The 24,367-nt window shown below is 61.8% G+C and carries 23 protein-coding genes; 4 read left to right on the plus strand and 19 right to left on the minus strand.

The window, feature by feature from the left end; all coding sequences use genetic code 11:
- Positions 1–18 precede the first annotated feature (18 nt).
- From AWB72_RS07340 to AWB72_RS07365, 6 genes are all read right to left on the minus strand, one after another.
- Positions 19–966: a sugar-binding protein gene (locus tag AWB72_RS07340; RefSeq protein WP_087127982.1), complete on the minus strand. Its 948-nt coding sequence runs from the start codon at positions 964–966 to the stop codon at positions 19–21.
- A 33-nt stretch (positions 967–999) separates the two neighbouring features.
- On the minus strand, positions 1,000–2,004 hold the full coding sequence (locus AWB72_RS07345) for an ABC transporter permease (protein ID WP_040049839.1): 1,005 nt from the start codon (positions 2,002–2,004) through the stop codon (positions 1,000–1,002).
- A gap of 191 nt (positions 2,005–2,195) precedes the next feature.
- A complete protein-coding gene (locus AWB72_RS07350; protein ID WP_040049838.1) occupies positions 2,196–3,479 on the minus strand; it encodes a D-tagatose-bisphosphate aldolase, class II, non-catalytic subunit in 1,284 nt (427 codons plus the stop codon).
- The gene (locus AWB72_RS07355) at positions 3,472–4,458 is read right to left on the minus strand and encodes a tagatose kinase (protein ID WP_052449797.1); all 987 of its coding nucleotides are present in this window, start codon (positions 4,456–4,458) and stop codon (positions 3,472–3,474) included. Before AWB72_RS07355 ends, AWB72_RS07350 begins: the two co-directional genes overlap by 8 nt.
- A 95-nt stretch (positions 4,459–4,553) precedes the next feature.
- Complete coding sequence (locus tag AWB72_RS07360; RefSeq protein ID WP_040049836.1) at positions 4,554–5,363, minus strand: DeoR/GlpR family DNA-binding transcription regulator; 810 nt, start codon at positions 5,361–5,363, stop codon at positions 4,554–4,556.
- Between the two features lie 153 nt (positions 5,364–5,516).
- Positions 5,517–6,869, minus strand: a complete 1,353-nt coding sequence (locus AWB72_RS07365; RefSeq protein WP_040049835.1) for an MFS transporter — start codon at positions 6,867–6,869, stop codon at positions 5,517–5,519.
- 286 nt (positions 6,870–7,155) lie between these two features.
- On the opposite strand from AWB72_RS07365, the gene AWB72_RS07370 reads away from it, so the two are divergent.
- Positions 7,156–8,346, plus strand: coding sequence for an extracellular catalytic domain type 2 short-chain-length polyhydroxyalkanoate depolymerase (locus AWB72_RS07370; protein ID WP_244285546.1), 1,191 nt, complete (start codon positions 7,156–7,158; stop codon positions 8,344–8,346).
- 71 nt (positions 8,347–8,417) lie between these two features.
- Positions 8,418–8,867, plus strand: coding sequence for a DUF4188 domain-containing protein (locus AWB72_RS07375; RefSeq protein WP_040049833.1), 450 nt, complete (start codon positions 8,418–8,420; stop codon positions 8,865–8,867).
- Here AWB72_RS07375 and AWB72_RS07380 read toward each other — a convergent pair.
- From AWB72_RS07380 to AWB72_RS07395, 4 genes are all read right to left on the minus strand, one after another.
- Entirely contained in the window at positions 8,833–10,284 is a 1,452-nt protein-coding gene (locus tag AWB72_RS07380; protein ID WP_040049832.1) for an efflux transporter outer membrane subunit, read from the minus strand. The genes AWB72_RS07375 and AWB72_RS07380 overlap by 35 nt on opposite strands.
- A gap of 34 nt (positions 10,285–10,318) precedes the next feature.
- Complete coding sequence (locus AWB72_RS07385) at positions 10,319–11,899, minus strand: DHA2 family efflux MFS transporter permease subunit (RefSeq protein WP_040049831.1); 1,581 nt, start codon at positions 11,897–11,899, stop codon at positions 10,319–10,321.
- 21 nt (positions 11,900–11,920) lie between these two features.
- Positions 11,921–13,009 carry an HlyD family secretion protein gene (locus AWB72_RS07390; RefSeq protein ID WP_040049830.1) on the minus strand — a complete coding sequence of 363 codons (1,089 nt, stop codon included), beginning with the start codon at positions 13,007–13,009 and terminating at the stop codon, positions 11,921–11,923.
- 83 nt (positions 13,010–13,092) lie between these two features.
- Complete coding sequence (locus AWB72_RS07395; protein ID WP_040049829.1) at positions 13,093–13,518, minus strand: MarR family winged helix-turn-helix transcriptional regulator; 426 nt, start codon at positions 13,516–13,518, stop codon at positions 13,093–13,095.
- Between the two features lie 199 nt (positions 13,519–13,717).
- Here AWB72_RS07395 and AWB72_RS07400 point away from each other — a divergent pair, with 199 nt between their 5' ends.
- The gene (locus AWB72_RS07400) at positions 13,718–14,845 is read left to right on the plus strand and encodes an aminotransferase class V-fold PLP-dependent enzyme (protein ID WP_040049828.1); all 1,128 of its coding nucleotides are present in this window, start codon (positions 13,718–13,720) and stop codon (positions 14,843–14,845) included.
- A 505-nt stretch (positions 14,846–15,350) separates the two neighbouring features.
- A complete protein-coding gene (locus tag AWB72_RS07405) occupies positions 15,351–16,259 on the plus strand; it encodes a LysR family transcriptional regulator (protein ID WP_040049827.1) in 909 nt (302 codons plus the stop codon).
- Here AWB72_RS07405 and AWB72_RS07410 read toward each other — a convergent pair.
- The 9 genes from AWB72_RS07410 to leuD all read right to left on the minus strand — a co-directional run bounded on the left by AWB72_RS07410 (position 16,250) and on the right by leuD (position 24,365).
- Positions 16,250–17,173 (minus strand): SMP-30/gluconolactonase/LRE family protein, encoded by a 924-nt coding sequence (locus AWB72_RS07410; RefSeq protein WP_040049826.1) that lies wholly within the window; start codon positions 17,171–17,173, stop codon positions 16,250–16,252. The two genes, AWB72_RS07405 and AWB72_RS07410, sit on opposite strands and share 10 nt — an antisense overlap.
- A gap of 17 nt (positions 17,174–17,190) precedes the next feature.
- The gene (locus AWB72_RS07415; protein WP_040049825.1) at positions 17,191–18,216 is read right to left on the minus strand and encodes an ABC transporter substrate-binding protein; all 1,026 of its coding nucleotides are present in this window, start codon (positions 18,214–18,216) and stop codon (positions 17,191–17,193) included.
- A 32-nt stretch (positions 18,217–18,248) separates the two neighbouring features.
- The gene (locus AWB72_RS07420) at positions 18,249–19,091 is read right to left on the minus strand and encodes a fumarylacetoacetate hydrolase family protein (protein ID WP_040049824.1); all 843 of its coding nucleotides are present in this window, start codon (positions 19,089–19,091) and stop codon (positions 18,249–18,251) included.
- A 15-nt stretch (positions 19,092–19,106) separates the two neighbouring features.
- A complete protein-coding gene (locus AWB72_RS07425) occupies positions 19,107–19,862 on the minus strand; it encodes an SDR family NAD(P)-dependent oxidoreductase (protein ID WP_040049823.1) in 756 nt (251 codons plus the stop codon).
- Positions 19,863–19,888: 26 nt separating this feature from the next.
- On the minus strand, positions 19,889–20,695 hold the full coding sequence (locus AWB72_RS07430; RefSeq protein WP_040049822.1) for an ABC transporter permease: 807 nt from the start codon (positions 20,693–20,695) through the stop codon (positions 19,889–19,891).
- Positions 20,676–21,530 carry an ABC transporter ATP-binding protein gene (locus AWB72_RS07435; protein ID WP_040049821.1) on the minus strand — a complete coding sequence of 285 codons (855 nt, stop codon included), beginning with the start codon at positions 21,528–21,530 and terminating at the stop codon, positions 20,676–20,678. Before AWB72_RS07435 ends, AWB72_RS07430 begins: the two co-directional genes overlap by 20 nt.
- Positions 21,527–22,552 carry an ABC transporter substrate-binding protein gene (locus AWB72_RS07440; protein WP_040049820.1) on the minus strand — a complete coding sequence of 342 codons (1,026 nt, stop codon included), beginning with the start codon at positions 22,550–22,552 and terminating at the stop codon, positions 21,527–21,529. The genes AWB72_RS07435 and AWB72_RS07440 overlap by 4 nt, the downstream gene beginning before the upstream one ends.
- 110 nt (positions 22,553–22,662) lie before the next feature.
- Positions 22,663–23,733 (minus strand): 3-isopropylmalate dehydrogenase, encoded by a 1,071-nt coding sequence (leuB, locus tag AWB72_RS07445; protein ID WP_040049819.1) that lies wholly within the window; start codon positions 23,731–23,733, stop codon positions 22,663–22,665.
- Between the two features lie 35 nt (positions 23,734–23,768).
- Complete coding sequence (leuD, locus tag AWB72_RS07450; RefSeq protein ID WP_040049818.1) at positions 23,769–24,365, minus strand: 3-isopropylmalate dehydratase small subunit; 597 nt, start codon at positions 24,363–24,365, stop codon at positions 23,769–23,771.
- Positions 24,366–24,367 lie beyond the last annotated feature (2 nt).

The raw sequence follows: 24,367 nt of genomic DNA on the forward strand, positions 1-24,367 counted from the left end.
CGGTCCCGAACGGATGGTTCACTTGCCGCCGACGAACTTGTCCACGTTGCTCGAATTGACGATATCGACACCAGTATCCGTGAGCGGCGGAATCTTCCCGCCCTTCGACAATTCATCGAGTTGCTTCACTGATTCGATGCCCATCGCGAGCGGTCGTTGGCCAATCAGCGTGGTCGCGTAACCCTCCTTGAGCAACTTGACTTGCGAGGGCAACGTGTCGAACGAGACCACCACGAACTTGCCGGACTTGATGTCGGCTGCCTTGTTCTTGACCGCGCGGATGTAGGCCTCCGGTGCGAACATCGGCCAGCCGCCCGCGAAGAAGATGCCGTCGAGATTTGGATTCTTCGCGAGAATGTCCTGAATGAGTTGTACTGCCGTGCTGGAGTCGTCGTTGCATGCGAAAGGCGAGCCTGACACTTCCTTGAAGCTGCCGTTGAGCTTGGACTTGAAGCCCTTGATCCGGTCGTTCAGGTTCGCGGCCGACAAGCCGCCGGTCAGGACTGCGTAAGTGCCGCCCTTCGGCAACGCCTTCGCGAATGCTTCTCCGGCGGCTTCCCCGCCTGCCTCATTGTTCGTGCCGATGAATGCCGCCCGCTTGGACTTCGGCGCGTCCGAATCGAACGTGACGATCGGGATGTTCTTCGCGACTGCCGCGCTAATGACATTGCCGATGGAGTCGGCATTGTTCGGCGCAATTGCGATACCGGCGACCTTCTTGGTGATCAGGTCCCGTACGATCCGGCCTTGCTCGGCGTCATCGAGTTGCGCGGGCCCCGTGAACAGGCACTCGGCACCGAGCTTCGCGGCTTCTTCCTTGCAACCCTTCTCTGCGTCGGCATAAAACGCGACGCCGAGTGCCTTCGGCACGACGGCGAAAACTTTCTTGTCGGCTGCGTGCGCTTGCGTGATGCCGAGCCCGAACACGATGGTGGCTGCTACAGCACTGATCATGGTGCGTGTCATGGTCTTCTCCAAGAGTTGTTATGGCTAAAGCGCTCAACGACGTCGCCAGACGCCTTTTCTAAGCTGGTCGATAAAGACGGCAAGCACGATGACAGAACCAACGAACACCCCTTGCCAATAAGCGTCCGTTCCCAGCAAGACGAGACCATTGCGCAATACTTCGAGGATGACTGTCCCGACGAACACACCAATCACCGTGCCTTCGCCGCCAGAGAGAGCCGTGCCGCCGATAACCGCGGCCGCAATGACACTCAACTCTTTGCCCAAGCCCTGATTGGAAATCGCGGACGACAGGTAGCTCACTTCGATGATGCCCGCGACGCCCGCTAGAACAGCGGACATGATGTAGACGCTCATCTTCAGGCGGTCCACGTTCAGGCCGGTGAGCATCGCCGCCCGTTCATTGCCGCCGACCGCGTACAGTTGGCGACCGTAGACCGTTCTCTTGAGCACGATTGCAGCGATGATCGCCAGCACGACAAAGATGATGAACGGAACCGGCAAGTCGAGGAAGTCGCCGCCGCCGAGCGAGAAAAACGCGTCACCGTCGGGCCGAAAACCGTCGATTGCTTTTCCCCGTGTGATGATGAGCGCGAGCGCACGCGCAATGCTCATCGTGGCCAGCGTGGGAACGAAAGGCAGCATGCGCAACTTCGTCACACAGAAACCATTGAAGAAGCCAACGGCTGCGCAAATGAGGAGTGTGAGCGCGCACGCCGGAATGACACCCATGCCCGCCTGCATCATCGCCGCAGACGCCACCGCAGCGAGTCCCCAGACGCTCCCTACGGAAAGATCGATCCCGCCGGTAATCATCACGGCGGCTTGACCAAGAACGACGATGCCGATGAACGAGAGGTTGCGCGCGTCGTTGAGCAAGTTGCCCCGACTGGCGAAGTCCGGCGCGAATATCGATAGCAGAACGACCATGATGACCAGCGCACCGATAATCCCGGTCTCACGGGAATGCATTATTTGAGTGGCGAACCCCTTCCGAGGCTTCGGCTGCTCGTTTTTGGCCAACGTCACCTTTTCCATATCGCGCCTCCAGTAAGCCTCTATTTTCGCCACGCGAGGGCAAGCTTCTTGTGCCGTAAGAGTCTAGTTTCGAGCCGAAACCCCATCAAAGCGGGTTTTCCCTCGAAAACCATTGCCCTATCTGAACCAACAACCGATTTGAACGAAACATGGACGTCATGAGCCGGCGATCCCGTCCCCGGAACCTCGAATTACGTTCTGCAAGCCGCTGCGTAGGCTCCGATCACGTCGCGGATCTTGCTGAATATCAGGCTCATCGGCGAAGCGTCGATTAACCCGCATCGGAGCTGCCAGTACTGGTTCGGGAGAAACTGACTAATGAGGTTTTCTCGTATTTCGACCCGTTCGAGATTGGCGACCAGCTTCTTCGTTGCTTTCGCGACCTCCGCATCAGCCCAGTAATAACGAATCCGGTCGCTATAGCTGAAAATGCGCAAGAGCCGCTTCTCCTGCTCACTTCCGTGGTAATACTTCTCCCAATTATTGGGTTTGGCCAACATGACGCGCTCGACCACCGCCCGCAGATTCGAACGGGCATCCGGTGCAAACAGTTGGTCTTCAATGTCTGCCAGTGCGTAAAGCGCTTCGCGCAACGCGAACGTCGCGCCCGGTCCTACCTTCAGGATGGCGAAACCGTCGCGTACCAGGGCCGCGAGCGCCTCGGGCTTTTGATAGTCCGTGGAGTGGGCCTCGAAGACCATGCCGGGCAAGTCATCGAGCACCCGCGAAAGTTCGCTGGCGGATGACGGGTCATAGTCCACCACCTTCGCATGGTCGAACTCCACGCCCGGCTGAACCACGAGTCCGACGACACGCTCCCAGGCCGCATTCAGGCCACGGTTTTGCCACGCCGCAGCGTGCACCGCGACGGTCTCGAGCGCAGCTTGCGGGCTCGTCACCTCGACCGTGGCAAGGTCTTCGGAAGCTCCGCCGGGCACCGGGACTTCCGTGCCGACCACGTAGACCGGGCGCTCCTGCAGTCCAGCACGCTCGCTTGCAGACTCCGCAACGGCGCACAATCGGGCCGCACGTTCAGCGACGACTTCGTCGGACAGACGCGGAGCGTCATCCGCACAGCTCATGCTCGTGTCGAGATGGATCTTTTTGAAACCTGCGGCGGCATACGCTTCGATCAGCGCGTCCGCGCGCTTCATGGCTTCTTCCGCCGGGAAATTTCTCCACGCGTTCGGGCCCAGGTGATCCCCGCCCAGCACCAGGCTCTCCCGAGCGAAGCCGACCTTCTGAGCAATTCCGTGGACGAATTGGACGAAATCTACCGGCTTCATGCCGGTATAACCGCCATATTGATCGACTTGATTGGAAGTCGATTCCACCAATAAAGGTGCGCCGTCATCGAGCGCCTGCCTCATGCTCGCTTCGATGACCCACGGGTGCGCCGAGCAAACTGAATAAATACCGTCCAGCCGCGCTCCCAGCCGCGAATCGCCGACGAGCCGTGTCACGATTTCAGCCATGACTCACCTCGGGCTTTTCGTGGATGAACGCATCGAGTTCTGCTAGCGTTGCCGTACCTTCCATCGGCCCGCGGCGAGTGACAGCCAGCGCGCCCGCGGCGCATGCGTACTTCAGCGCGCTCTCGACCGGATATCCTTGCGAGCGGCAAGCGATGTACGTTCCGCCGAAGCAGTCGCCGGCGCCGGTCGGGTCAACCTCGGTCACCGCCAGGGCGGGTATATGCCGCTCGGTCTTTCCATCGTAGTAACTGCAACCTTCTTTCCCGCGCTTGACCACGATTTCACTCACGCCCCGGCCCAGCAGTTCCGCAATGGCGCCGCTCTCCGAGCTGGCGCTCGCCAGTAACATCACTTCGTGACCGCTCGGTAGAAACACGTCCGTGTAGTCGAGAATGAAATCGAGCGCATCGCGCATCTCTGGAATGCGCAGCATCTCCTTTCGGATATTCGGGTCGAAACTCACCGTTCCGTCGTTCGCTTTCACCGTTTCGATGATTTTCTTCATCGCCTCGATGATGCGGAACGAGAAAAGCGACGACCCCATGACATGGAAATGTCCGCAGTTCTTCAGAAGCCGTTCTGGAATCTCGTTGACAGAGAGATGGCCCGACGCGCTGTTGGCAATGTTGTAGATGAAATCTCTATCGCCGTCTTCTCGATACGTGACGAAAGCGCTGCCCGTCGTCGCAGCCTTGATGACCGATATGCCCGATACGTCGACGCCATCCTGCCGCAGACGCTCGACATTGAGAACGCCGAAGTCGTCGTCCCCGACACAGCCGATAATCGCGCTGGCGCTCCCGCATTTCGCCGCTTGATCGATGAAAATTGCCGGAGCACCGCTAGCGTACGGCCCCATCAACATGCCTGGTCGTCGAAACGATTGCCCGATCTCTGTTGCGAGAATCTCAACGAGAATCTCGCCCATCGTGAGGATGGAGACGGGAGGACTGACCGATTCCGCTACAGTTTTAGTCATGGCAGTATTCATTAGGATAACGATATACGTCGCGCCATACTGGAGGGGCTTTCAATACCGGTCCTCGACAAGGCCCCTTGCTGGACAATCTACTTCTACGAAACGCCGAACTCCAGAATTCCCGTGTCTCGCCTTTGAAGCTGAAGACCTTGTCGCTCGACTGTTTCTATCGTCGGTGGGTCGATGCCATCATCGATAAGAAGCGTGTCGATCTCATTCGCGCTCGCGAACACTTCACCTCTACGTTCATCCAGTGCCGGCTGGAACGCAACGACCATCGTTCGTTTGGCCGCTCGGTGCGCCGCCCGCGCTACACGCGCCAAAGCTGAATCGGCGGTTAGAAGGTTACCGTCGCGGTCTAAACCGGATGCTTGCAGGACGCACAAGTCAATTGAGCGTCGGCCGACAGTAGCTTCCGCGTCAGGCCCGGTCATCGCCGTCGAGCCGTGTTCCAGTTGACCGCCCGTGAGCAGCACCTCGCAATGCAAAAACCGCTGAACCGTCTGTGCAACGGAAACGTCCTGAACCAACAATGAAAGGTTTGCGCGGTCTGCGAGGAAGGGCACCATCTTATGGACTATCTCTCCCGCGCCTAACATCACCGCTTCGCTGTCTCCAACGCGCTCTGCTGCCAGTCGAGCGACCACCATCTCGGATGTCTTGCGCGTAGCGGCGTCCGACGTCGAAACAAAGATGTTTTCTCCGGCCTTCTGTGTCAGATAACGGGCCTTGCCCAACGAGCGCAGAAGATAGCGCTGCTGCTCCAGGTAATTGAGGTCACTGCGGATGGTCACACTGGAAACATCGAACGCCTGGCTTAACTCATCGACCGAGACCTCACCCCGCTTCCGGACAAGCTCGACGATCTGCAGGCGTCGCTTCAGTGAACTCTTGTTGTTGAGCATCCTGTCCGCTTCCGCAGAAACTTTCGTTACGGAAGAGTCTAGTTTCGAAGCGAAAGAAGATCAAAGCGAATCTCGTCATGGTTTTCCCGGGAAAGAAGCACGATGCCCACGTACAGTGGGCATTGGCTCAACATCACGCGGCTCCAGCCGAACTCAACGTTCGCCTCGATCAGCGTTGAGCATGTTCTTTGGAATCGACAAGATAAGAACGCAACTCACGAGCAAACAAGCTCCGAGCGCATAGGTCCCGTTGTTGATGTTACCGGTCAGGTCTTTGGCGACACTCGTAATCATCGAACCCGTAAAGCCGGACAGATTGCCGACCGAGTTGATGAGCGCGATGCCCGCCGCTGCGGCCGTTCCCGACAAAATCTGCCCGGGAAAAGTCCAGTAGATCGGCATGAGGCCGAGAATCGCGCAGGTAGCAACCGTCAGCAGAAAAATAGATAGCGGCACATTGTTGGCAAAGTGAGCGCTGAGAATCAGGCCGATGCCACCGATGAAAGCGGGAATCGCTGCATGCAAGCGTCGCTCGCCGGTCTTGCGTGAGTGTGCCCCGTTCCAGATCATCGCGACAACGGCACTCATGTAAGGAATGGCTGTCAGCAACCCAATGTTCAACGCGTTCTTCACTCCCGACGCCTTGATGATGGACGGCAGCCAGAACGCCAAACCATAGAAGCCCGTATTGAACGTCAGGAGAATAAACGTCAGCAGCCAGACACGCGGGCTCTTGAGCGCGGCGGCGACGCTATGCGTCTTCTTGGCGCCTTCCTGCTCGAGATTCTTTTGCAGCAGAGACTTTTCCGCTGCCGTCAGCCATTTCGCGGACTGAATGCCGTCGCCCATGCGGAACAACACCACGAACGCGACGAGAATCGAGGGAATACCTTCGAGCAACAGCATCCATTGCCAGCCGCCCATGCCGAAAAGGCCATGTGTGTTTTCCATCAACCAGCCCGACACGACTCCCCCGAGCGTCAGACTGACGGGGATAGCGATTAGAAACCCGGACATTGCGACGCTCTGGCGTCGTGCGGGAAACCAATAGTTCATGTACAGGATGATGCCCGGGAAGAAGCCGGCCTCACATACGCCCAACAGAAAGCGGAGTATGTAGAACATCGTTCCGGTTTGGACGTGGAAGAAGCCGGCGAGCGGGGATATGAAAGCGAGCGCCGAGGAGACGATGCCCCAGGTCACCATGATGCGGGCTATCCAGAAGCGCGCTCCGTACTTGTGAAGCAGGAGGTTGCTCGGCATCTCGAACAGAAAATAGCCCCAGAAAAAGATGCTCGCACCCACGGCGTAGACGCTGTCGCTCAGGCCTAATGCGTCGAGCATCTGCAATTTCGCGAAGCCGACGTTGACTCGATCCAGATACGCAACCACGTAGCAAAGAAGGAGCAGCGGCAAGATCCGCTTCAATACTTTTCGGTAAAGCTGGTCTTCGGCTTCGTTGCCTGCGGCGGCTGCAGAGGCGGCCGGCTGCACTATTGTTGGCACTTTGTCTTGTCTCCTTTTGTGTTTTTTCGCGTTGCATCGCCGCATCTGCCCGCAAGCTGCGCCCTTTTCAGTTACCGGTAACACCAGTAATTCGCATTTTCGGCCGCAGCGCGCATTTTGTTACCGGTAACAAAGGTAACACGATGTCGGTTCGCGCTGCAAGCTGACTAAGCTCGACGCTCGTTGCCACTGCTCCACTATTAGGGCACTCCGGCATCCCTCATGTCAGGCGCGATTTTTGCGAAGCGGCGGTATCGACCGGATACCGCCGACGCTGAAGACAACGTTGAGCGATGAAAACTCGTTTCGATTCGACAAGGGGACGACAATGATGACGAAGCCATCGGGTCTGCGGTTGGCGGCGGCGATGATGTTAGCGATCGGCCTTGCGGGCTGCGGCGGCGGTGGCGACTCGCCTGGTGCCGGCGCCGTTGCATCCAAACAAGAGATGACGGTGGCCTCCACCGCGAAAGCAGCATCCGCCCCCTCGACAGTGGGAAAACTCCAGCGCTACCAGATCGACCCGGCTAAAGTCTTCGTCGCGGGCATTTCGTCTGGGGGTTTCGCGGCCGTGCAAATGCACGTTGCCCACTCCTCGACCTTCAAGGGCGCGGCCGTGTACGCCGGCGGCGTGTACTGGTGCGCCGGCGTCGGCGGTGCGTTGAGCGCTCTGGCCAACTGCGGGGGCTTGACGCTTTCGACGAACCAGGCGTCGTATAACAGCATGCTGATGGAATCCGAGGCGTACCTGGATACGCAATCGTCCCTCCGCACCATCGACCCGGTGGCCAATCTGCGTGGGCAGCCTGTATATCTCTGGTCCGGCACGCAGGACGAGGTCGTCAATCCGCTCGAGATGGCCGATCTCAACTCGGAGTATCAGCATTACGGCGCGCGTGTTCACTTCGACAATGCATTTCCCGCCGAGCACGGCTGGGAATCGCCCGATGGCGAACTTGCATGCGGCACGCTCGGAAGTCCCTACATGGTGCGCTGCTCCGCAAACGGCGCGGTCTACGATTCAGTAAAGACGTGGCTCACGATGTTCCTCGGCCCGCTCAAACCGCGCAACAACGGAAAGCTCTCAGGCACGTTGGCTTCATTCGATCAAACGGAGTTCGGGGCGTCCCCCAACCTGTCCATGAGTTCGACGGGCAGTGTGTTCGTCCCCAGGTCCTGCGCTCAAGGCGACAAGTGCGGCCTGGTCCTGGCTCTTCACGGCTGTTTGCAGGAGGCGTCGCTTATCGGGAATCGCTGGGTGACAGAGGCCGGCATCAACGAATGGGCCGACACGAACAAACTGGTGGTCGTCTATCCGGACACGATCGCGTCGTCCGCGCCGGGGCCGACCAATCCCAATGCGTGCTTCGACTGGTGGGGCTATTCGAATCAGTACGATCCGAACTACGCGCTCAAGAGCGGCTTGCAGATGTCGGTGCTATACGCGATGGTGCAGCGCGTAACCGGCCGACCGTAGACCTACCGGCCTGCTTGCACTACGGTCATCGGCGACTATGCTTACAGCGTGTATGTCGAGGAGTGGCCAACATGCAAGCTGTCACCCGAAGATCGGTGGATCTCAGCGCCTACCCGAATCTCGTGGTCGTCATACTGGGCTTTCGCGTGCGCCGGCTGCGGGGCATCGGCGCACTGCTTCGCATCGGCAAAGGCTTGCGGCAGGTCGATTCGACGCCGCCCGACGGATTGCTGTCGAGCGAACAGTTGCTCTTCGCTCTCAACCATATCGGTATCCGTCAGTATTGGCGCGACCTCGAAAGCCTCGAAGCCTTTACTCGAAGCGAGCCGCATTCGCGCTGGTGGCGCGACTTCCTGCGCGACAGCGGCGGCGCGGGCTTCTGGCATGAAACCTACAGCCGACACGGGATGGAAGCGGTCTACATCGATATGCCCGAACCCGTCGGCTTTGACCGCTTCGCGCCCGAAAGAAAGCCGGTCGGTCCCTTCATGAGCGCGAGGCAACGGATGACGGCGGATTAGGCGCATCGTCTTGCCCGAGTGCATTCCAGCCGCCGCCGAGCGACCGATAGAGCGCAACGGCCGCTTGCGCATGCTGACGTTTCGCTTCGTTCAATGCGTCGGCGTCGCGAAGATAGGCTTCCTGTGCCTCCAGCACGTCGAGAAAGCTCGACGCACCGCCCTTATAAAGCTCGTTTGAAAGCCGCAGCGCATGGTCCGACGCCGCGAGCGCGCCGCCCAGACTGCTCACTCGCGCGTCGCCGTTGACCAGATCGCTTCGCGTGTCTTCAATGTCCTTCAGCGCCACGAGGATCGTCTGCTGCAAGCCGAGTTGCGATTCACGCATGCGGCTCTCGTTCTGGTCGATGTTCGCGGTAATGCGCCCTGCGTTGAAGATCGGACTCGTCGCGTTCAATGCGGCGCTGAAGAGATTGTCCGTCAATGTCGGCAAGCCGAGATACGACGATGCGAGAATGCCGTCGCTCAGGCTCAACCGGAACTTCGGATAGCGCTCGGCTTTCGCGACACCCACTTCCGCCGCGCGTTGCTCGACCGTCGCATAGGCGGTGCGCACGTCCGGGCGACGCAACAATGCTTGCGACGGCAGCGTGCTCGGCACACTTTGCGCGGGCACGGGGATCGGGCGCGAGTCCGCAAGCATCAGATCATCAACGCTTTCGGGCGTGCGCCCGGAATACACCGCGATCAGACTCATATCGTGCTGAATGGCGGCGCGGATTTTCGGCAGCTGCGCCTGCAAATCCTGCAACTGATTCTGCGCACGCGCCACGTCGAGTTGAGTCGATAGTCCGTAGCGCAAACGCCGCTGAGTGAGTTCCAGTGCGCGGCTGCGAATCTGTTCGTTATCGCTGATGATCTGAAGCTGCGCCTGCGCCCAGCGCAAGTCGATGTAGGCGCTCGCCGCGTTCGCCGCCAACGCGAGCCGCAGTTCGTTCAACGCCGACTGACGGTTGCTCGCTTGTGCCTGCGCGGCCAGCACGGCAAGCCGCTCGCCGCCGAACACGTCCGGTTGCCATGACGCCGTCAAGCCGATGCCCGCCTGCTTGACATAGCCCAATGGCGGCGGCGTGTTTTGACGCTGATAGGACGCGCCTGCGTTCGCATCGAGTTGAGGCGCGAGCGCGGCATGCTGCTGCTTCACGATGTCCTCGCCCTGCCGCACGCGCTCCACGGCCGCCTTCACATCGAGATTGCCGTCGAGCACGGTCTCGATGAGCCGATGCATCGCCGGATCGCCGAACTGCGACCACCACGCGTTCGCATCGATCGTGTCGACGGGCGCATCGACGCTCCATGCATCAGGTGCGACGGCGCTCACCGTGTCCGGCAAGCCCGCATGCGAGGCGGGCTGCACCGCGCATGCGGTGAGCGTCATCGCAGCCGCGACGGCAAGCGCGTTTGCAAGCATGGCTTTCATGGTGTGTCCCGGTTCAATGGATAAGCGCCGCGAATCAATGCGCGTCGGGCGGCGGCGCGGTGTTGCCGAACGGCCGCGAGAAGAACACGCTGAGCAGGCCGACCGCGAAACAGAGCGACACCGCGAGGAACGTGTCCGAGAACGTCAACACGAGCGCTTCGCGCATCAGCAGCGCGTGCAGCGCGCCGAGGCCGGCAGCCGCGCCATTCAGCATGTCGCCGCCGACAGCCGCGAAACGCGCGGCCTGATCGTGCAACAACGCTTCGATGAGCGGCCTTCCCGCCGTGACGTGTTCGTCGAGCCCCTCGTAATGCAGGTTCAGCCGGTCGTTGAGCATGGTGCTCGCGACCGCGATGCCGATCGCGCCGCCCAGATTTCGCATCAGGTTGAACAATCCGCTCGCCGACTTGAGCCGCGAAGGCGGCAACGACCCGAGCGCCATCGTCACGATGGGCGGCACGCAGAACTGCTGCCCGATACCGCGCAACGCCTGCGGAATCAAGAGTTCCTGCCAGCCCCATTGATTCGTCAGCGGCACATAGAGATAGCAGCCGACACCGAAGCACACGAGACCGAACACCATCAAGAGGCGCATATCGACGACGCGCGCAAGAAACGAATACGCGCCGAGTGCGAGCAACTGGAAGCATCCGACGGACAGCAGCGCGATGCCGATTTGCAGCGAATCGAAGCCACGCACGCGCGACAGGAACACGGGCGTCAGAAACACCGTGCAGAAGAGACCAATGCCGGTAATGAACGACAAGAGACTGCCGATGCCGAAGTTGCGGATGGCAAGCGCTTTCAGATCGACGATCGGTTCCCTGGCCGTGAACGCGTGCACGAGAAACAGGAAGCCGCAAATCGCGGAGATCCATGTGCAGAACACGATCACGTCATCGCCGAACCAGTTCTTGCGCGGCCCTTCTTCAAGCACGTATTCGAGGCACCCGAGAAAGCCCGACATCAACGCAATGCCCACATAATCGCCGCGTTTGAGGAGCGAATGGTCGGCTGTATCGACATCGACGAAACGCGGCACCAGCACCGTCACCAGCGCGCCCGGCACGAGATTCAGATAGAACAGCCAGTGCCACGACCATTGCGACGTGATCCATCCGCCGATCACCGGTCCAATGGTCGGCGCGAGCGAGGCAAGCGCACCGATCGTCGTCGAAGCGATCAGGCGTTGCTTGCCGGGAAAGAGCACGAACGCGGTGGTGAACACGGTCGGGATCATCGCGGCGCCAAGCGCGCCTTGCAGCCCGCGAAAGACGATCATCGAATTGATGTCCCATGCGAGACCGCACAGCATGCTCGTGAGCGTGAAGCCGAAGGCGGAGAACGCGAACACCCAGCGCGTGGAAAAGACGCGCGTGAGCCAGCCCGACATCGGTATGACGAGGATTTCCGCGATCAGATATGAAGTCTGCACCCACGACAATTCGTCCTGACTCGCCGACAAGCCGCCGCCAATATCTTTGAGCGACGACGCGACGATCTGGATGTCGAGCGTCGCCATGAAGAAGCCGAGGCAAAGCAGCCCGAACGCGAAGACCTTGCGACCCGTCGGCATGTCGGCCGGATTCATCGGCGCGTGTGTGGTGGCTTGCATGATGATCCCGCGCGGCGTCGTTCAGGAAGCGTTGTCGTGACGAAGATGGACCTTGACCGTCGCCGACAGTCCGGGCCGCAACACGCCCTGCATGTCCTTCGGCACGGCAAGCCGCACGCGCACCGGCACGCGCTGCACGATCTTCGTGAAGTTGCCCGTCGCGTTCTCGGCGGGCAGGATGCTGAATGTCGCGCCGGTCGCGGGCGCGAGACTCTCGACCACGCCTTCGATACGGCGGCTCGAGGCATCCAGTTCGACATCGACCCTGTCGCCCGCTCTCATCTTCTTCAACTGGTCTTCCTTGAAGTTGGCGTCGATCCAGAGTCCGCTCGCGGGCACCACCGTCAACAGCGATACGCCGACATTCGCTAAAAGACCCACGCGCGCGGTCCGGTTGCCGACGTAGCCGTCGATCGGCGAGCGGATCGTCGTGTACTCCACGTTCAACGCGGCCACGCGGCGCGCCGCTTCCGCTGTTGCAATGCGCGCGCGTGCGTCGTTGATCTGCGCATCGAGCACGCCGAGCTGGCGTTGCGCAGCCGTGAGCGCGGCGCTGCTTCGATCGACGCCCGCGCGTGCTTTCAAGAGGTCCGCATCCGCGCGTTCGACGACCTGATTCGACACCGCGTCGTCTTTGACGAGCTGGCGATAGCGCGCCGAATCCGACACGCTGCGCGTCAGCTCGGCGCTCGACGCCCGCACTTCCGCCGATTGCGCGTTGATCGTCGCGAGTTGCAGCAGCTTTCTCGCTTCGAGTTCGGCGACGGCCGCTTGCGCGCTCTGGACTTCGGCGTTGGCTTGCGCGAGCCGCGCGTCGTAGTCGCGGGCATCGAGCCGAATGAGCACTTGTCCTGCAGTGACGAACTGGTTGTCCTGCACGCGAACATCCGTCACGAAGCCGTTCACCTTCGGCGCGAGCACCGTCACGTCGCCGCCGACATAGGCATCGTCGGTCGATTCGACAAAGCGCCCGACCAGAAGCCAGTACGAAGCCGCCGCCGCGATCACGATTGCCACCGAGATCAGCGCGAGCAGCATCCAGGGAATCCGGCGCGTCTGCTTGGCGATTCCAGCGTTGCTCGGCGGCGCAATGGAAGGCGAACTCGACATGGTTATATGTGCATATGCACTAGTAGCGTTTAAAAAAACGCGCCAACGGCGCGTTGTGATCGTGCTGCATGGGATAACACGCATTACGACGATGTCAGCTCGAACAACTCGGCGCGCAACGCCTTCGCACGCGTGCGGCCGAACTGGCTCTCGAATTCTTCCTGTGCGGATTGCCACGCATCGGCGGCACGCGCAAAGATATCGCGGCCCGCCGGCGACAGGCTGAACACATTCGTCCGACCATTTTCTTTCGACGGTTCGGTCACCACTAAACCGTCGCGCTGCAACGGCTTCAGTGCGCGTACGAGCGTCGTGCGGTCCATGACCATGGCATCGGCAAGTTCCGTCATTGGCAGGCCCGGCTTTCGCGCCAGTTTCGCAAGGATGGTGAACTGCGCGGCCGTTACCCCGATCTGCCCGAGGTGGCGCTCGTAGATCTGCGTGACGTAACGCGCCGCCTGTCGCAGCGCGAAACAGTTGCAATCGTCGCGGAACGTGGATTTCTTCATGCAGTGCAGTCTATATGTGCATATGCACGTTGTCAAGCGCGGCGTGTCCGTTTCATCGTTCGATGACGCGGTGCATCGCGGCATGCAGGAACATCGCTTGCGCGCGCTACACGTGCCGCGAGCACGCCGCATCTCGCCCCGGAGCGGCTTTCGCTAGAATCCAGTATCGACCTTTTCTTCCTCTGGTAAGGAGGCACGCGTGCCAGGACTACTTCCCGATGTCGACCGCGAGGGGCTCCTCGAATACTCGGTCGTTTTCACGGACCGATCGCTCAATCATATGTCGCAGCGCTTTCAGGGCGTCATGCGCGACATATCCCGCACACTGAAAAAGGTCTTTCACGCGCAGTCGGTCGTGGTCGTGCCGGGCAGCGGGACCTTCGGCATGGAAGCCGTCGCCCGGCAGTTCGCGACGAACAAGAAGTGCCTCGTCATCCGCAACGGCTGGTTCAGCTATCGCTGGTCGCAGATTTTCGACATGGGCGGCATTCCGTCTGAATCGATCGTGCTCAAGGCGCGCCCGGTCGAGCAAGGCAGGCAGGCGCCTTATGCACCGCCTCCTATCGAAGAAGTCGTCGCCGCGATCGAGAAGAACAAGCCGGATCTGGTCTTCGCGCCGCATGTGGAAACCGCGGCCGGAATCATGTTGCCCGACGATTATCTGCGTGCGGTGTCCGACGCGGTCCATGCCGTCGGCGGTATGTTCGTGCTGGATTGCATCGCCTCGGGAACGGTGTGGGTCGATATGGAAGCGAGCGGCGTCGACGTGCTGATTAGCGCACCGCAGAAGGGCTGGAGTGCATCGCCCTGTTGCGCGCTCGTCATGCTCAATGCGCTGGCTCGCGAAAGGATCGACGCAACAACCAGCACCAGCTTCTCGTGCGACCTTCGCAAGTGGCTTCAGATCATGGAAGCCTACGAGAACGGCAGCTTCGCGTACCACGCGACGATGCCGACCGACGGCCTCGCCACGCTATGCGACGTCATGCGGGAAACGGAAGCATACGGCTTCGACAAGGTGAAAGCGGAGCAACTCGAACTCGGCAAGCGCGTGCGCTCGTTGCTGGGCGAGAAAGGCTTCAGGAGCGTGGCGGCGCAGGGATTCGAAGCGCCGGGCGTCGTGGTCAGCTATACAGACGATGACGCCATCCGGTCGGGCAAGAAGTTCTCGGATGCCGGCGTGCAGGTGGCAGCGGGCGTTCCGCTGCAATGCGACGAGCCCGCGGACTTCAAGACCTTCCGCATCGGACTCTTCGGCCTCGACAAACTGCATGACGTCGAAGGCGCGGTGAGCAGGCTCGCGAAGGCGCTGAATAGTTTCGCTTGATGTATCCAGAGAGTCGAGTGCGCGCGGCTTCGCACGCATTCGACTTTTTCATCCAAGTGTTTTATTTCGTATTCCTACCGTTATTGCTCTCAGTGCAGTTCAACAAACGACGGCATCGATGAACACCGATTCAGCGCTGATCAGCAGGATCGTCCTGTCCGCGCGGCATGGCGCGTGTAAAAGTGGCGGGCATCTTCAACGTGGAGCAAGCCGTGTCCGCCGCCGAAACATTCGCCCTTCTCTACCGCCCGTTCACCGCGCTGTACTGGAAGCACAGCGACGATGGGGGCCTGCCGCGAGATTATCGATTACATCTGTAGTCCGAACCATTTGGCAGAATGCAAGCCACTCGACGCACGGAAACGCGCGAAGGTCGCGCTTGCATTCGTCTCGATGCACCGCGCATTCCTGGGCGCACGCCGATTGACTCGCCACCAGCCTCGAATCTATCCTCGCAACATATGAAACCGTCGCGGCAAGCAGAACCGCGTCCCCGGAGACTACGTTGCGTTTCGACCTACATTCGCTGAAACTGTTCGTCGCGGTCTGCGAGCACGGCAGCATCGCGCGGGCAGCGGAATTCGAAAATATCGCGCCCTCGGCCATCAGCAAGCGCATGTCCCAGCTGGAGGACATTCTTAAGACCGCCTTGTTCGTGCGCAGCAACAAGGGCCTCGAGCTGACCGTCGCGGCGGCCGCGCTGCTGCAACACGCCCGGACGCTCCTGCTCGACATTCAGCAGATGGAAAGCGAACTGCTCGATCATGCCGAAGGCGTGCGCGGTCAAATCCGGCTGCATGCGAGCCTCTCCACCATCGTTCAGTACATTGCGAATGACATCCGCGTGTTCCTCGACCGGCATCCCGCGCTGCGCATCGACCTTCAAGAGAGCCTGAGCCCCGCCGTCGTGCGCGCCGTGGCCGAGAATACCGCCGATATCGGCGTGTTCGGCGGCACCACCGTTGCGGCCGGATTGCAGGTTTATCCCTATCGCAGCGACCGGCTCGTCGTCATCATGCCGCCCGATCATCCGCTCAGCCGCGCCGGCCGCGTGAAGTTTCGCGAAGTCGCCGAATATCCGCTCGTCGGACCGCAGGAAGGAAGCTATCTGAACTCGCTCGTGCTGCGCGCGGCGGCGGACCTCGATCATCCGCTCAAGCTCTCGATCCGCGTCAACGGCTTCGAGCCGGTCCGCAGCATGGTCGAAGCGCGGCTCGGCGTCGGTCTCGTGCCCGAGCATCATGCCGAGCGTTACGTCAGTTCGGCGCCGCTCGTCGCCGTTCTGCTCGACGAACCCTGGGCCGAGCGGCACTGGAAAATCTGCGTGCGCGAGCCCGAGTCGCTTCCCGCGCCCGTACATCTCTTTCTCAAGCATCTGCTCGCGAGCGCGCAACAGCCCGGCAGTCACGAATAGGCGAGCTTCAGCCCCGCTTGCGGCCACGACAGCACGCCGAGGCGTCCGGTGCCCGACATCGTGACATAGGCGGTTTTCATGTCGGCCCCGCCGAAGCAGATGTTCGTCACCATGCCGTCCGGCACCATGACTTGCCGCAGCACCTCGCCCGACGGCGCGACCACGGTGATGCATCCGGTCACGAGCGTCGCGACGCAGATGTTGCCTTCGGCGTCGACGGCCAGGCTGTCGAATCGCTGATAGCCCGGCAGACCGCACACGAGCCGCCCGCCGTGCGGAGAAGGATACGGATGCTTGCGCGCCCTGCCCGGCGCTTCGAGATCGAACGCCCACAAGCGCGCCGTTTCCGTTTCGGCGACATAGACGACGCGATCGTCCGGCGACAGCCCCACGCCGTTGGCCGTCGTGAGCGGATACGCGACTTCGACGATCATCGACCCATCGGCTTTGCCGTAGTAGAGGCCCGCGTGATCGCGATCGCGCAGCCGGTTCTTGCCGAAATCGGTGAAATAGAAGCCACCTTCGTGGTCGAACACGATGTCGTTGGGACCGCACAGCGGATGGTCGCCGCACCGGTCGTAGAGCGTCGTAAGCACGCCCGTGCGCGGGTCGAAGCGTTCGATCCGCCCGCTCGTATAGTCCGGATGGATGCCCGGCCGCGTGCGATTGAGCCCCGCCACCGTGCGAAAAAGGAAGCCGCCGTTGTTGCAGATATAGAACGCGCCGTCAGGACCCAGCGCCAGGCCGTTCGGCCCGCCGCCCACGTTCGCCAGCACCTTCACCGTCCCGTCGGCGGATACGCGGCTGATGGTCTCGCGCTCGATCTCGACGAGCACGATCGAGCCATCGGGCATCGCCACCGGCCCTTCGGGAAACTTCAAGCCTTCCGCCAGGATGCGGACGTCGCCTTGCATGTCGGGTCTCCTCCGTTCTAGCGCTTGTCCGCGTTCTCGACGAAGCGATTGTCGTACGTCGCCTTCAGATCGATCGACGCCTGGCCGACGCCGGGATCGAATGCGGTCAGGACATCGTGCACGGTGCGCGCGGCGGCATCCGTCATCAGGCCATCGCGCGAAATGCAGCTCTGCATGTTGGCATAGGCGCGCGCGAACACGTCCTTCTCGGCGAGCGCATATTGTTGCGGCACGGCCGCCGCGACCTGTTCGGGCGTGGCATGCGCCATCCAGCGCTCGGCTTCGAGTATGGCGTTCGTCACCGCCTGCACGGTGTTCGGATTCTTGACGAGGAAGTCTCGCGTCGTATAGATGGCGGCTTCCGGATAGTCGCCGCCCAGTGTCGCGCGCGTGCCGGCCGGGTCGCGCATCACGGCCAGCGGGAACAGATCGCCGGTGCTCTCTAGCACGGTCGCGACGGGATCGTTGCTCATCAACGCGTCGATCTGGCCGCTGCGGGCCGCGGCGATCGCGCCAGCAGACGATCCCACGCCGATGATCGACACATCGCCCGGCTTCACACCGGCCTTGCTCAGCAGATAGTTCACGCCCATGTGAAAGCTCGACCCCGGCGAGCTGACGCCGATGCGCATTCCCTTGAGGTCCGCGTAGCTCTTGACCTTGGCGTGGCTTGCCCGCGTCACGCCGAACACCCAGCCGGGGCACGATGCCAGCGTCACGAACGAGACGAGCTTTTGTCCCTTGGCCGCCATCGTGATGGTGTTCGAGTAGGCGCCCGCGACGATATCGGCGCTGCCGCCCATCATCGCCTGAAGCGCCTTCGCGCCGCCGCTGAACACGCCGATTTCGACATCCAGCCCCGCCTGCTTGAAGTATCCCCGGCTGTCCGCGATCACGAAGGGCAGATAAGGAAAGCCGACGCCCGCCGCAGCCAGATGGAGCTTCGGCTTCTCCGGCACCGGCGGGGAGCCTGCCGCCGACGCAGTGCAGACGACCGCGCACGCGGCCAATGCAATCAGGATTCGACGCGCAAGCGCTGTCACGATGATGTCTCCCTGACAGTGAGCAGAAGCGTTCAGCCCTGCACGACGCTCTGGCGCTGTTGCCCGAGCCCTTCGATGCCGAGCGTGACGACATCGCCCGGTTTCAGATAGACCGGCGGCTTCTGCCCGAGGCCGACTCCCGGCGGCGTGCCGGTGGAGATGATGTCGCCCGGCTGCAGCGACATGAACTGCGAGAGATACGAGACCAGATAGCGCACGCCGTACACCATCGTGACCGTGCTGCCGTTCTGGTAGCGATGCCCGTTGACCTCGAGCCACATCGGCAGCGACTGCGGATCGGCAATCTCGTCCGTGGTCACGAGCCAGGGACCGGTCGGGCCGAACGTATCCGCCGACTTACCCTTGGTCCACTGGCCCTGACGCTCGGCCTGGAACGCGCGCTCGGACACATCGTTGATGACGCAATAGCCCGCGACATGATCCATCGCATCGGCTTCGCTCACATACTTGGCCGTCTTGCCGATAACCACGCCCAGTTCCACTTCCCAGTCGGTCTTGATCGAGTCGCGCGGAATTTCTATCGCATCGTTCGGCCCGACGATCGCGCTCGTCGCCTTCATGAAGATGATCGGCTCGGGCGGCACCGTCGCGCCTGTTTCCGCGGCGTGATCCGAGTAGTTCAGGCCGATGCAGATGAACTTGCCCGTGCCCGCCACGCACGCACCGATGCGCGGATTGCCTTCGACGCGCGGCAACGACGCCGCATCGAGCGCCTTCAGCCGGGCGAGGCTGTCGGGAAGCAGAACGTCGCCGGCAATGTCGTCGACATGATTCGACAGGTCGCGGATGTTGCCTTCCGAATCGAGAAGGCCCGGCTTCTCCTCGCCGGGTGAACCGTAGCGCAAAAGCTTCATGGATGCGTGCTCGCTTCAATAGGTGGCGCGTCCGCCGGACAGGTCGAAGACCGCGCCGGTGGTGAACGAATTCTCTTCGCTGGCAAGCCAGGCGATCATGGCGGCGGCTTCGTCGAGTTCGAGGAATCGTCCGCGCGGAATCTTGCCCAGCATGTACTCGATATGCTCGGGTGCCTGCTCCATCGCGCCCGGCGTGCGGGCAACGGCAGGCGTGACGCAATTGACCGCGATGTCGTGTCGCGCCAGTTCCTTGCCGAGCGATTTCGTCATGGCGATGACCGCCGCCTTCGCCGAGCTATATGCCGCCGCGTTCGGGTTCCCTTCCTTGCCCGCCACCGACGCGAGATTGACGATGCGCCCGTAGTTCTGCCGGATCATCTCGGGCGCCACGGCGCGGCAGCAATGAAACGTGCCGTTGACATCGACATCCATCACCTGCTTCCAGACATCGACGGGATAATCGATCAAGGGCGCGTTCGGTCCGACGATCGCCGCATTGTTGATGAGAATATCGATGCGCCCGGTCGCCTTCAGCGTGCCCGCGACTGCCGCCTGCACGCTCGCATGGTCCGCAATGTCGACGCGCTCGAAGTGGACGTCGTGCTTGCCGAGCTGGCTGCGCGCCTCTTCGATGCCGGCTGCATTGATGTCCCAGATCACGAGCCGCGCGCCCGATTCCAGCAGCCGGCGGCCGACCGCCAGCCCGATGCCTTGCGCGCCGCCCGTCACGACCGCGACACGGTCCGTCAGATTGATGTTGTTGGTCTGCAATTGTTTGTCCCCAAGGGTTGCTTGTACTATGCGCTCGCTGCAACGGTTTGCCCGGCCACGGGCCGCCAGCGCAGCAGATAGTCTTCGATCATCGAGACGGCCGTATCGAGCAGGAGCGCGAACACGGTCAGCACCAGAATGCCGGCGATCACCGAGTTGATATCGAACACGCCTTCGGCCAGCAGAATCAGATAGCCCACGCCCTTTTCCGACCCGAGATACTCGCCCACCACACTGCCGACGAACGCAATGCCGATCGCGTTATGCAGGCTCGAAAACACCCAGCTCGTCGCCGAAGGAAGATAGACGTGCCGCATCAACTGACGCGAGTTCGCGCCGAGCATGCGCGTGTTGGACAGCACGGTCGGGCTGACTTCGCGCACGCCCTGGAACACGTTGAAAAACACGACGAAGAAGACCAGCGTGACGCCCAGCGCGACCTTCGACCAGATGCCGAGTCCGAACCACAGCGCGAATATCGGCGCGAAGATCAGGCGCGGCATCGAGTTCATCGCCTTGATGAACGGATCGAACACGACAGCGAGAAAAGGACTGAGCGCGAGCCACAGTCCGCACGCCAGCCCGAGCACCGTGCCGATCACGAACGCGAGCATGGTTTCGAGCAGCGTCGTGTACAGATGGCGGAACACCGAGCCGGTCACGAACCATTCGACGACGCGGCGCGCCACGCCGACCGGCTCCCCGAAAAAGAACGGCGACAGCCACTTCTCCGACGTGCCGAGCCACCAGAAGAACACGACGCCGAGCAGGATCAGGAGCCGCGTCACCAGCACGGCGAAGCGATTGTTTGGGTCAAACTCGATTGCGCGCATAGCTTTTCAGGACCTCGCCTCGAAGCACGTCCCAGATCTGGGTGTGCAGTTGAAGGAAACGCTGCGTCATCCGGATTTCCGACATCTCGCGCGGCCGCTCCAGGTCGATCTCGAACTCCGCGATGGGCCGCGTGCCCGGTCCCGCCGACAACACGATGACGCGGTCGGACAGCGAGATCGCCTCTTCGAGATCGTGCGTCACGAACATCACGGACTTGCGGTCGTTCGACCACAGCCGCAACAGCTCGTTTTCCATCAGATGGCGCGTCTGGATGTCGAGCGCGCTGAACGGCTCGTCCATCAGAATGATGCGCGGATCGAGCGCCAGCGCCTGCGCGAGACCGGCGCGCTTGCGCATGCCGCCCGACATCTGATGCGGATACTTCTTCCCGTGACCGTGCAGCCCCACGCGATCGAGCCAGCCGCGCGCGACATCGAGTGCTTCCTGACGCGGCATGCCGCGAAAGATCAGGCCGATGGCGATGTTGTCTTCGGCCGTTTTCCAGGGCATGAGCGCATCGACCTGAAACAGATACGCGGCCTCCGTGTTGAGCCCTTGCGTCAGCTTCTTGCCGAACACGCTCAGGCTGCCCGACGAAGGCCGCGTCAGCCCGGCGGCCACGTTCAGCAGCGTGGACTTGCCGCAACCCGTCGGACCGACGATGGAGACGAACTCGCCGTCGCCTATCGTCAGGTTGCCCCCGGAGACGGCGGTGTACGTCTGCGCGCCCTTGCCGTTGCCGGCGAAGGTGCACGTCACGTTGTCGAACCGCAAGGCTTCACACCGCTCGGCACGTCCGGTCTTAATCGGGACGCTGTACGTGGCGGTGCTCATGGCTGGATCTCCGCGGCCTTCTTCACGAAGCGGTTGTCGTAGGTGGCGGCGAGATCGATCTTCGCCGATGCCACGGCCGGATCGAACGCGGCCAGCACTTCATGCACGGTCTCCGCGCCTTTGGGCGTGATCTCGCCGTTCTGCGAGATGCAACGGCGGCTGTTCGTGAACGCTTCGGCATAGAGCGCCTTGTTGTCGCCCAGATATTGCGGCGGCACGTTGTCCGCGACCTGCTGCGGCGTAGCCTTGGCGATCCACTTCTCCGCGCGCACGATCGCATTCGCGACGGCCTGCACCGTCTTCGGATTCTTGTCGATGAAATCACGCGTGGCGAAGAGGCTCGATTCGGGATAGTCCGCGCCGAACACCTTCACGTTGCCGTCGGCGGTGCGCATGTTTTCGAGCGGCTTCAGGCTGCCGTCTTTCGTGAGGATGGTCGCGCTCGGATCGTTGACGATGAGCGCATCGATCTGCCCCGCGCGCACCGCTGCAACCGCGCCCGCTGCCTGTCCCACTCCGATGACCGAGATGTCCGACGGTTGCAGCCCTGCCTTGTGCAGGATGTAGTTCACGGCCATGTGCGTGCTCGAACCCGGCGCGCTCACGCCGATCCGCATGCCCTTCAGGTCCTTCGGCGACTTCACGTCGGCCTCGTGTTTCTGCGATACGCCGAAGATCCATCCGGGGCAGATCACCTGCGCGGCCACCACGACCAGATGCTGTCCTTTCGTGGCCATGGTGATGGTGTTCGAATACGCGCCCGCCACCATGTCGGAGCTGCCGCCGAGCAAGGCTTCAAGCGTCTTCGAGCCGCCGGAGAACGCGGCGATGGTGACGTCGAGCCCTTCGTCCTTGAAATAGCCGCGCTGCTTCGCGACGAGCAGCGGCAGATAGGTGATGCCCGTGGACGCCGCCGCGATATGCAGCTCGGGCTTCTCCGGCACGTCCTTGGCCACCGCCGTGACCGATGCGCAAGCGAGTTGAACGGCTGCGCAGAGTGCAACAGCAAACTTCAGCTTCATGGTTGTCTCCTCCCTTTCCAGGGATGTCCGTACGACCGACTGCCTGAGACGGACCGGCATCTCGCGCATGACGCATCGGGATGCCCGTCTGCCTCGGAACGCCCTTCGCTTCAAGCGACTTCTTTTCGCAAAGCCTCGACCACTGCATCGCCCATATCGCGCGTACCGACGCTCTTCGTGCCTTCCTGATGGATGTCGCCGGTACGGTAGCCTTCGGCCAGCACGGCACGCACCGCGCGTTCGACGCGTCCCGCCGCGTCTTCCATCTCGAAGCTCTCGCGCAGCATCATCGCGAGCGAAAGGATGGCGGCGAGCGGATTGGCCACGTCCTTGCCCGCGATATCCGGCGCCGAGCCGTGCACCGGCTCGTAAAGCCCCTTGCGCTCGTAACCTAAGGAAGCCGAAGGCAGCATGCCGATCGATCCGGTCAGCATGGCGGCGGCGTCCGACAGGATGTCGCCGAACAGGTTGCCCGTCACGATGACATCGAACTGCTTGGGCCGGCGCATCAGCATCATCGCGGCTGCATCCACGAAGAGATGGCTCAGTTCGACGTCCGAATAATCGCGTCCGACGCGCGTGACCGTCTCGCGCCACAGCTGGCTCGCTTCCAGCACGTTCGCCTTGTCCACCGAACACAGCTTGTGATGACGGCGGCGGGCGGCGCGAAACGCGGCGTGCGCCACGCGTTCCACTTCCGATTCCGAATAGCGCATGGTGTTGAAGCCGACGCGCTCGCCCGCCTCGTTGGTCGTGAAGCCGCGCGGCTGACCGAAGTACGCATCGCCGTTCAACTCGCGCACGATCACGATGTCGAGTCCATCGACGACCTCGGGCCGCAACGTCGACGCGCCGATCAGTTCCGGAAACATGTACGCCGGGCGGAAATTCGCGTACAGCGTGAGCGCTTCGCGCAACTGCAACAGCCCCGTTCCGGGACGGCGTTCGCGCGGAATGTCGGCTTCATCGGCCACGCCTACCGCGCCGAAGAGAATGGCGTCAGCCTTGCGCGCGATATCGAGCGTCGGCTCCGGAAGCGGCACGCCATGCGCCTGAATGCCCGCTTCACCGATGGGCGCCTCCTGAGTCTCGGCATGCGGCGCCACCACTTTCAGCACCTTGAGCGCCTGCGCCACGACTTCGGGACCGATACCATCACCGGGCATGACTGCAATCTTCATCTGACCTCCTCCAGGTTATTTAGACATCGCGCGATTCAATATCCGTCGACGCGGTCACGCTCGAACGCATCGATGCGTTCGCGGTGCGAAAGCGTGTAATCGATCTCGTCCATGCCGCGCAGCAGGCACTCCTTGGCGAACGGCTCCATCGCGAAACCATGCGACGTGCCGTCGGGCAAGGTCACGGTCTGCGCGGGCAGATCGATCGAAATCCGGCTGCCCGCATCGACGGAAAGACGTTCGAGCAGCGGAAGCACGACCGTCTCCGGCAGCACGATAGGCAGCAGTCCGTTCTTCAGGCAGTTGATGAAGAAGATGTCGCCGAAGCTCGGTGCGATGACCGAGCGGATGCCGTAGTCGTAGAGCGCCCATACCGCGTGCTCGCGCGAGGAACCGCAGCCGAAGTTATGGTTCGCCACCACGATGCGCGCTTCGCGAAACGGCGCCTGGTTGAGCACGAAGCCGGGGTTCTCCTCGCCATCCGGACGCAAGCGCAGCGCGCGGAACAGGAACTGGCCGAAGTCGTCGGAGCGCGGCTTTTGCAGGAAGCGCGCGGGCAGAATCTGGTCGGTATCGCAATTGATGGCGGCGATCGGGACCGCGACTGCGTCGAGATGAGTCAGCTTCTCCATGT

The organism is Caballeronia concitans, from assembly GCF_001544615.1.
Taxonomy (GTDB): Bacteria; Pseudomonadota; Gammaproteobacteria; order Burkholderiales; family Burkholderiaceae; genus Caballeronia; species Caballeronia concitans.

What these genes read in the sequence shown, in the direction of transcription:
- AWB72_RS07390 (WP_040049830.1), bottom strand. Translation starts at nt 13,009, where the DNA reads ATGTCGAGTTCGCCTTCCATTGCGCCGCCGAGCAACGCTGGAATCGCC.
- AWB72_RS07385 (WP_040049831.1), bottom strand. Translation starts at nt 11,899, where the DNA reads ATGCAAGCCACCACACACGCGCCGATGAATCCGGCCGACATGCCGACG.
- AWB72_RS07395 (WP_040049829.1), bottom strand. Translation starts at nt 13,518, where the DNA reads ATGAAGAAATCCACGTTCCGCGACGATTGCAACTGTTTCGCGCTGCGA.
- AWB72_RS07355 (WP_052449797.1), bottom strand. Translation starts at nt 4,458, where the DNA reads ATGACTAAAACTGTAGCGGAATCGGTCAGTCCTCCCGTCTCCATCCTC.
- AWB72_RS07420 (WP_040049824.1), bottom strand. Translation starts at nt 19,091, where the DNA reads ATGAAGCTTTTGCGCTACGGTTCACCCGGCGAGGAGAAGCCGGGCCTT.
- AWB72_RS07350 (WP_040049838.1), bottom strand. Translation starts at nt 3,479, where the DNA reads ATGGCTGAAATCGTGACACGGCTCGTCGGCGATTCGCGGCTGGGAGCG.
- AWB72_RS07340 (WP_087127982.1), bottom strand. Translation starts at nt 966, where the DNA reads ATGACACGCACCATGATCAGTGCTGTAGCAGCCACCATCGTGTTCGGG.
- AWB72_RS07410 (WP_040049826.1), bottom strand. Translation starts at nt 17,173, where the DNA reads ATGCAAGGCGACGTCCGCATCCTGGCGGAAGGCTTGAAGTTTCCCGAA.
- AWB72_RS07430 (WP_040049822.1), bottom strand. Translation starts at nt 20,695, where the DNA reads ATGCGCGCAATCGAGTTTGACCCAAACAATCGCTTCGCCGTGCTGGTG.
- leuB (WP_040049819.1), bottom strand. Translation starts at nt 23,733, where the DNA reads ATGAAGATTGCAGTCATGCCCGGTGATGGTATCGGTCCCGAAGTCGTG.
- AWB72_RS07440 (WP_040049820.1), bottom strand. Translation starts at nt 22,552, where the DNA reads ATGAAGCTGAAGTTTGCTGTTGCACTCTGCGCAGCCGTTCAACTCGCT.
- AWB72_RS07360 (WP_040049836.1), bottom strand. Translation starts at nt 5,363, where the DNA reads ATGCTCAACAACAAGAGTTCACTGAAGCGACGCCTGCAGATCGTCGAG.
- AWB72_RS07375 (WP_040049833.1), top strand. Translation starts at nt 8,418, where the DNA reads ATGCAAGCTGTCACCCGAAGATCGGTGGATCTCAGCGCCTACCCGAAT.
- AWB72_RS07345 (WP_040049839.1), bottom strand. Translation starts at nt 2,004, where the DNA reads ATGGAAAAGGTGACGTTGGCCAAAAACGAGCAGCCGAAGCCTCGGAAG.
- AWB72_RS07380 (WP_040049832.1), bottom strand. Translation starts at nt 10,284, where the DNA reads ATGAAAGCCATGCTTGCAAACGCGCTTGCCGTCGCGGCTGCGATGACG.
- leuD (WP_040049818.1), bottom strand. Translation starts at nt 24,365, where the DNA reads ATGGAGAAGCTGACTCATCTCGACGCAGTCGCGGTCCCGATCGCCGCC.
- AWB72_RS07435 (WP_040049821.1), bottom strand. Translation starts at nt 21,530, where the DNA reads ATGAGCACCGCCACGTACAGCGTCCCGATTAAGACCGGACGTGCCGAG.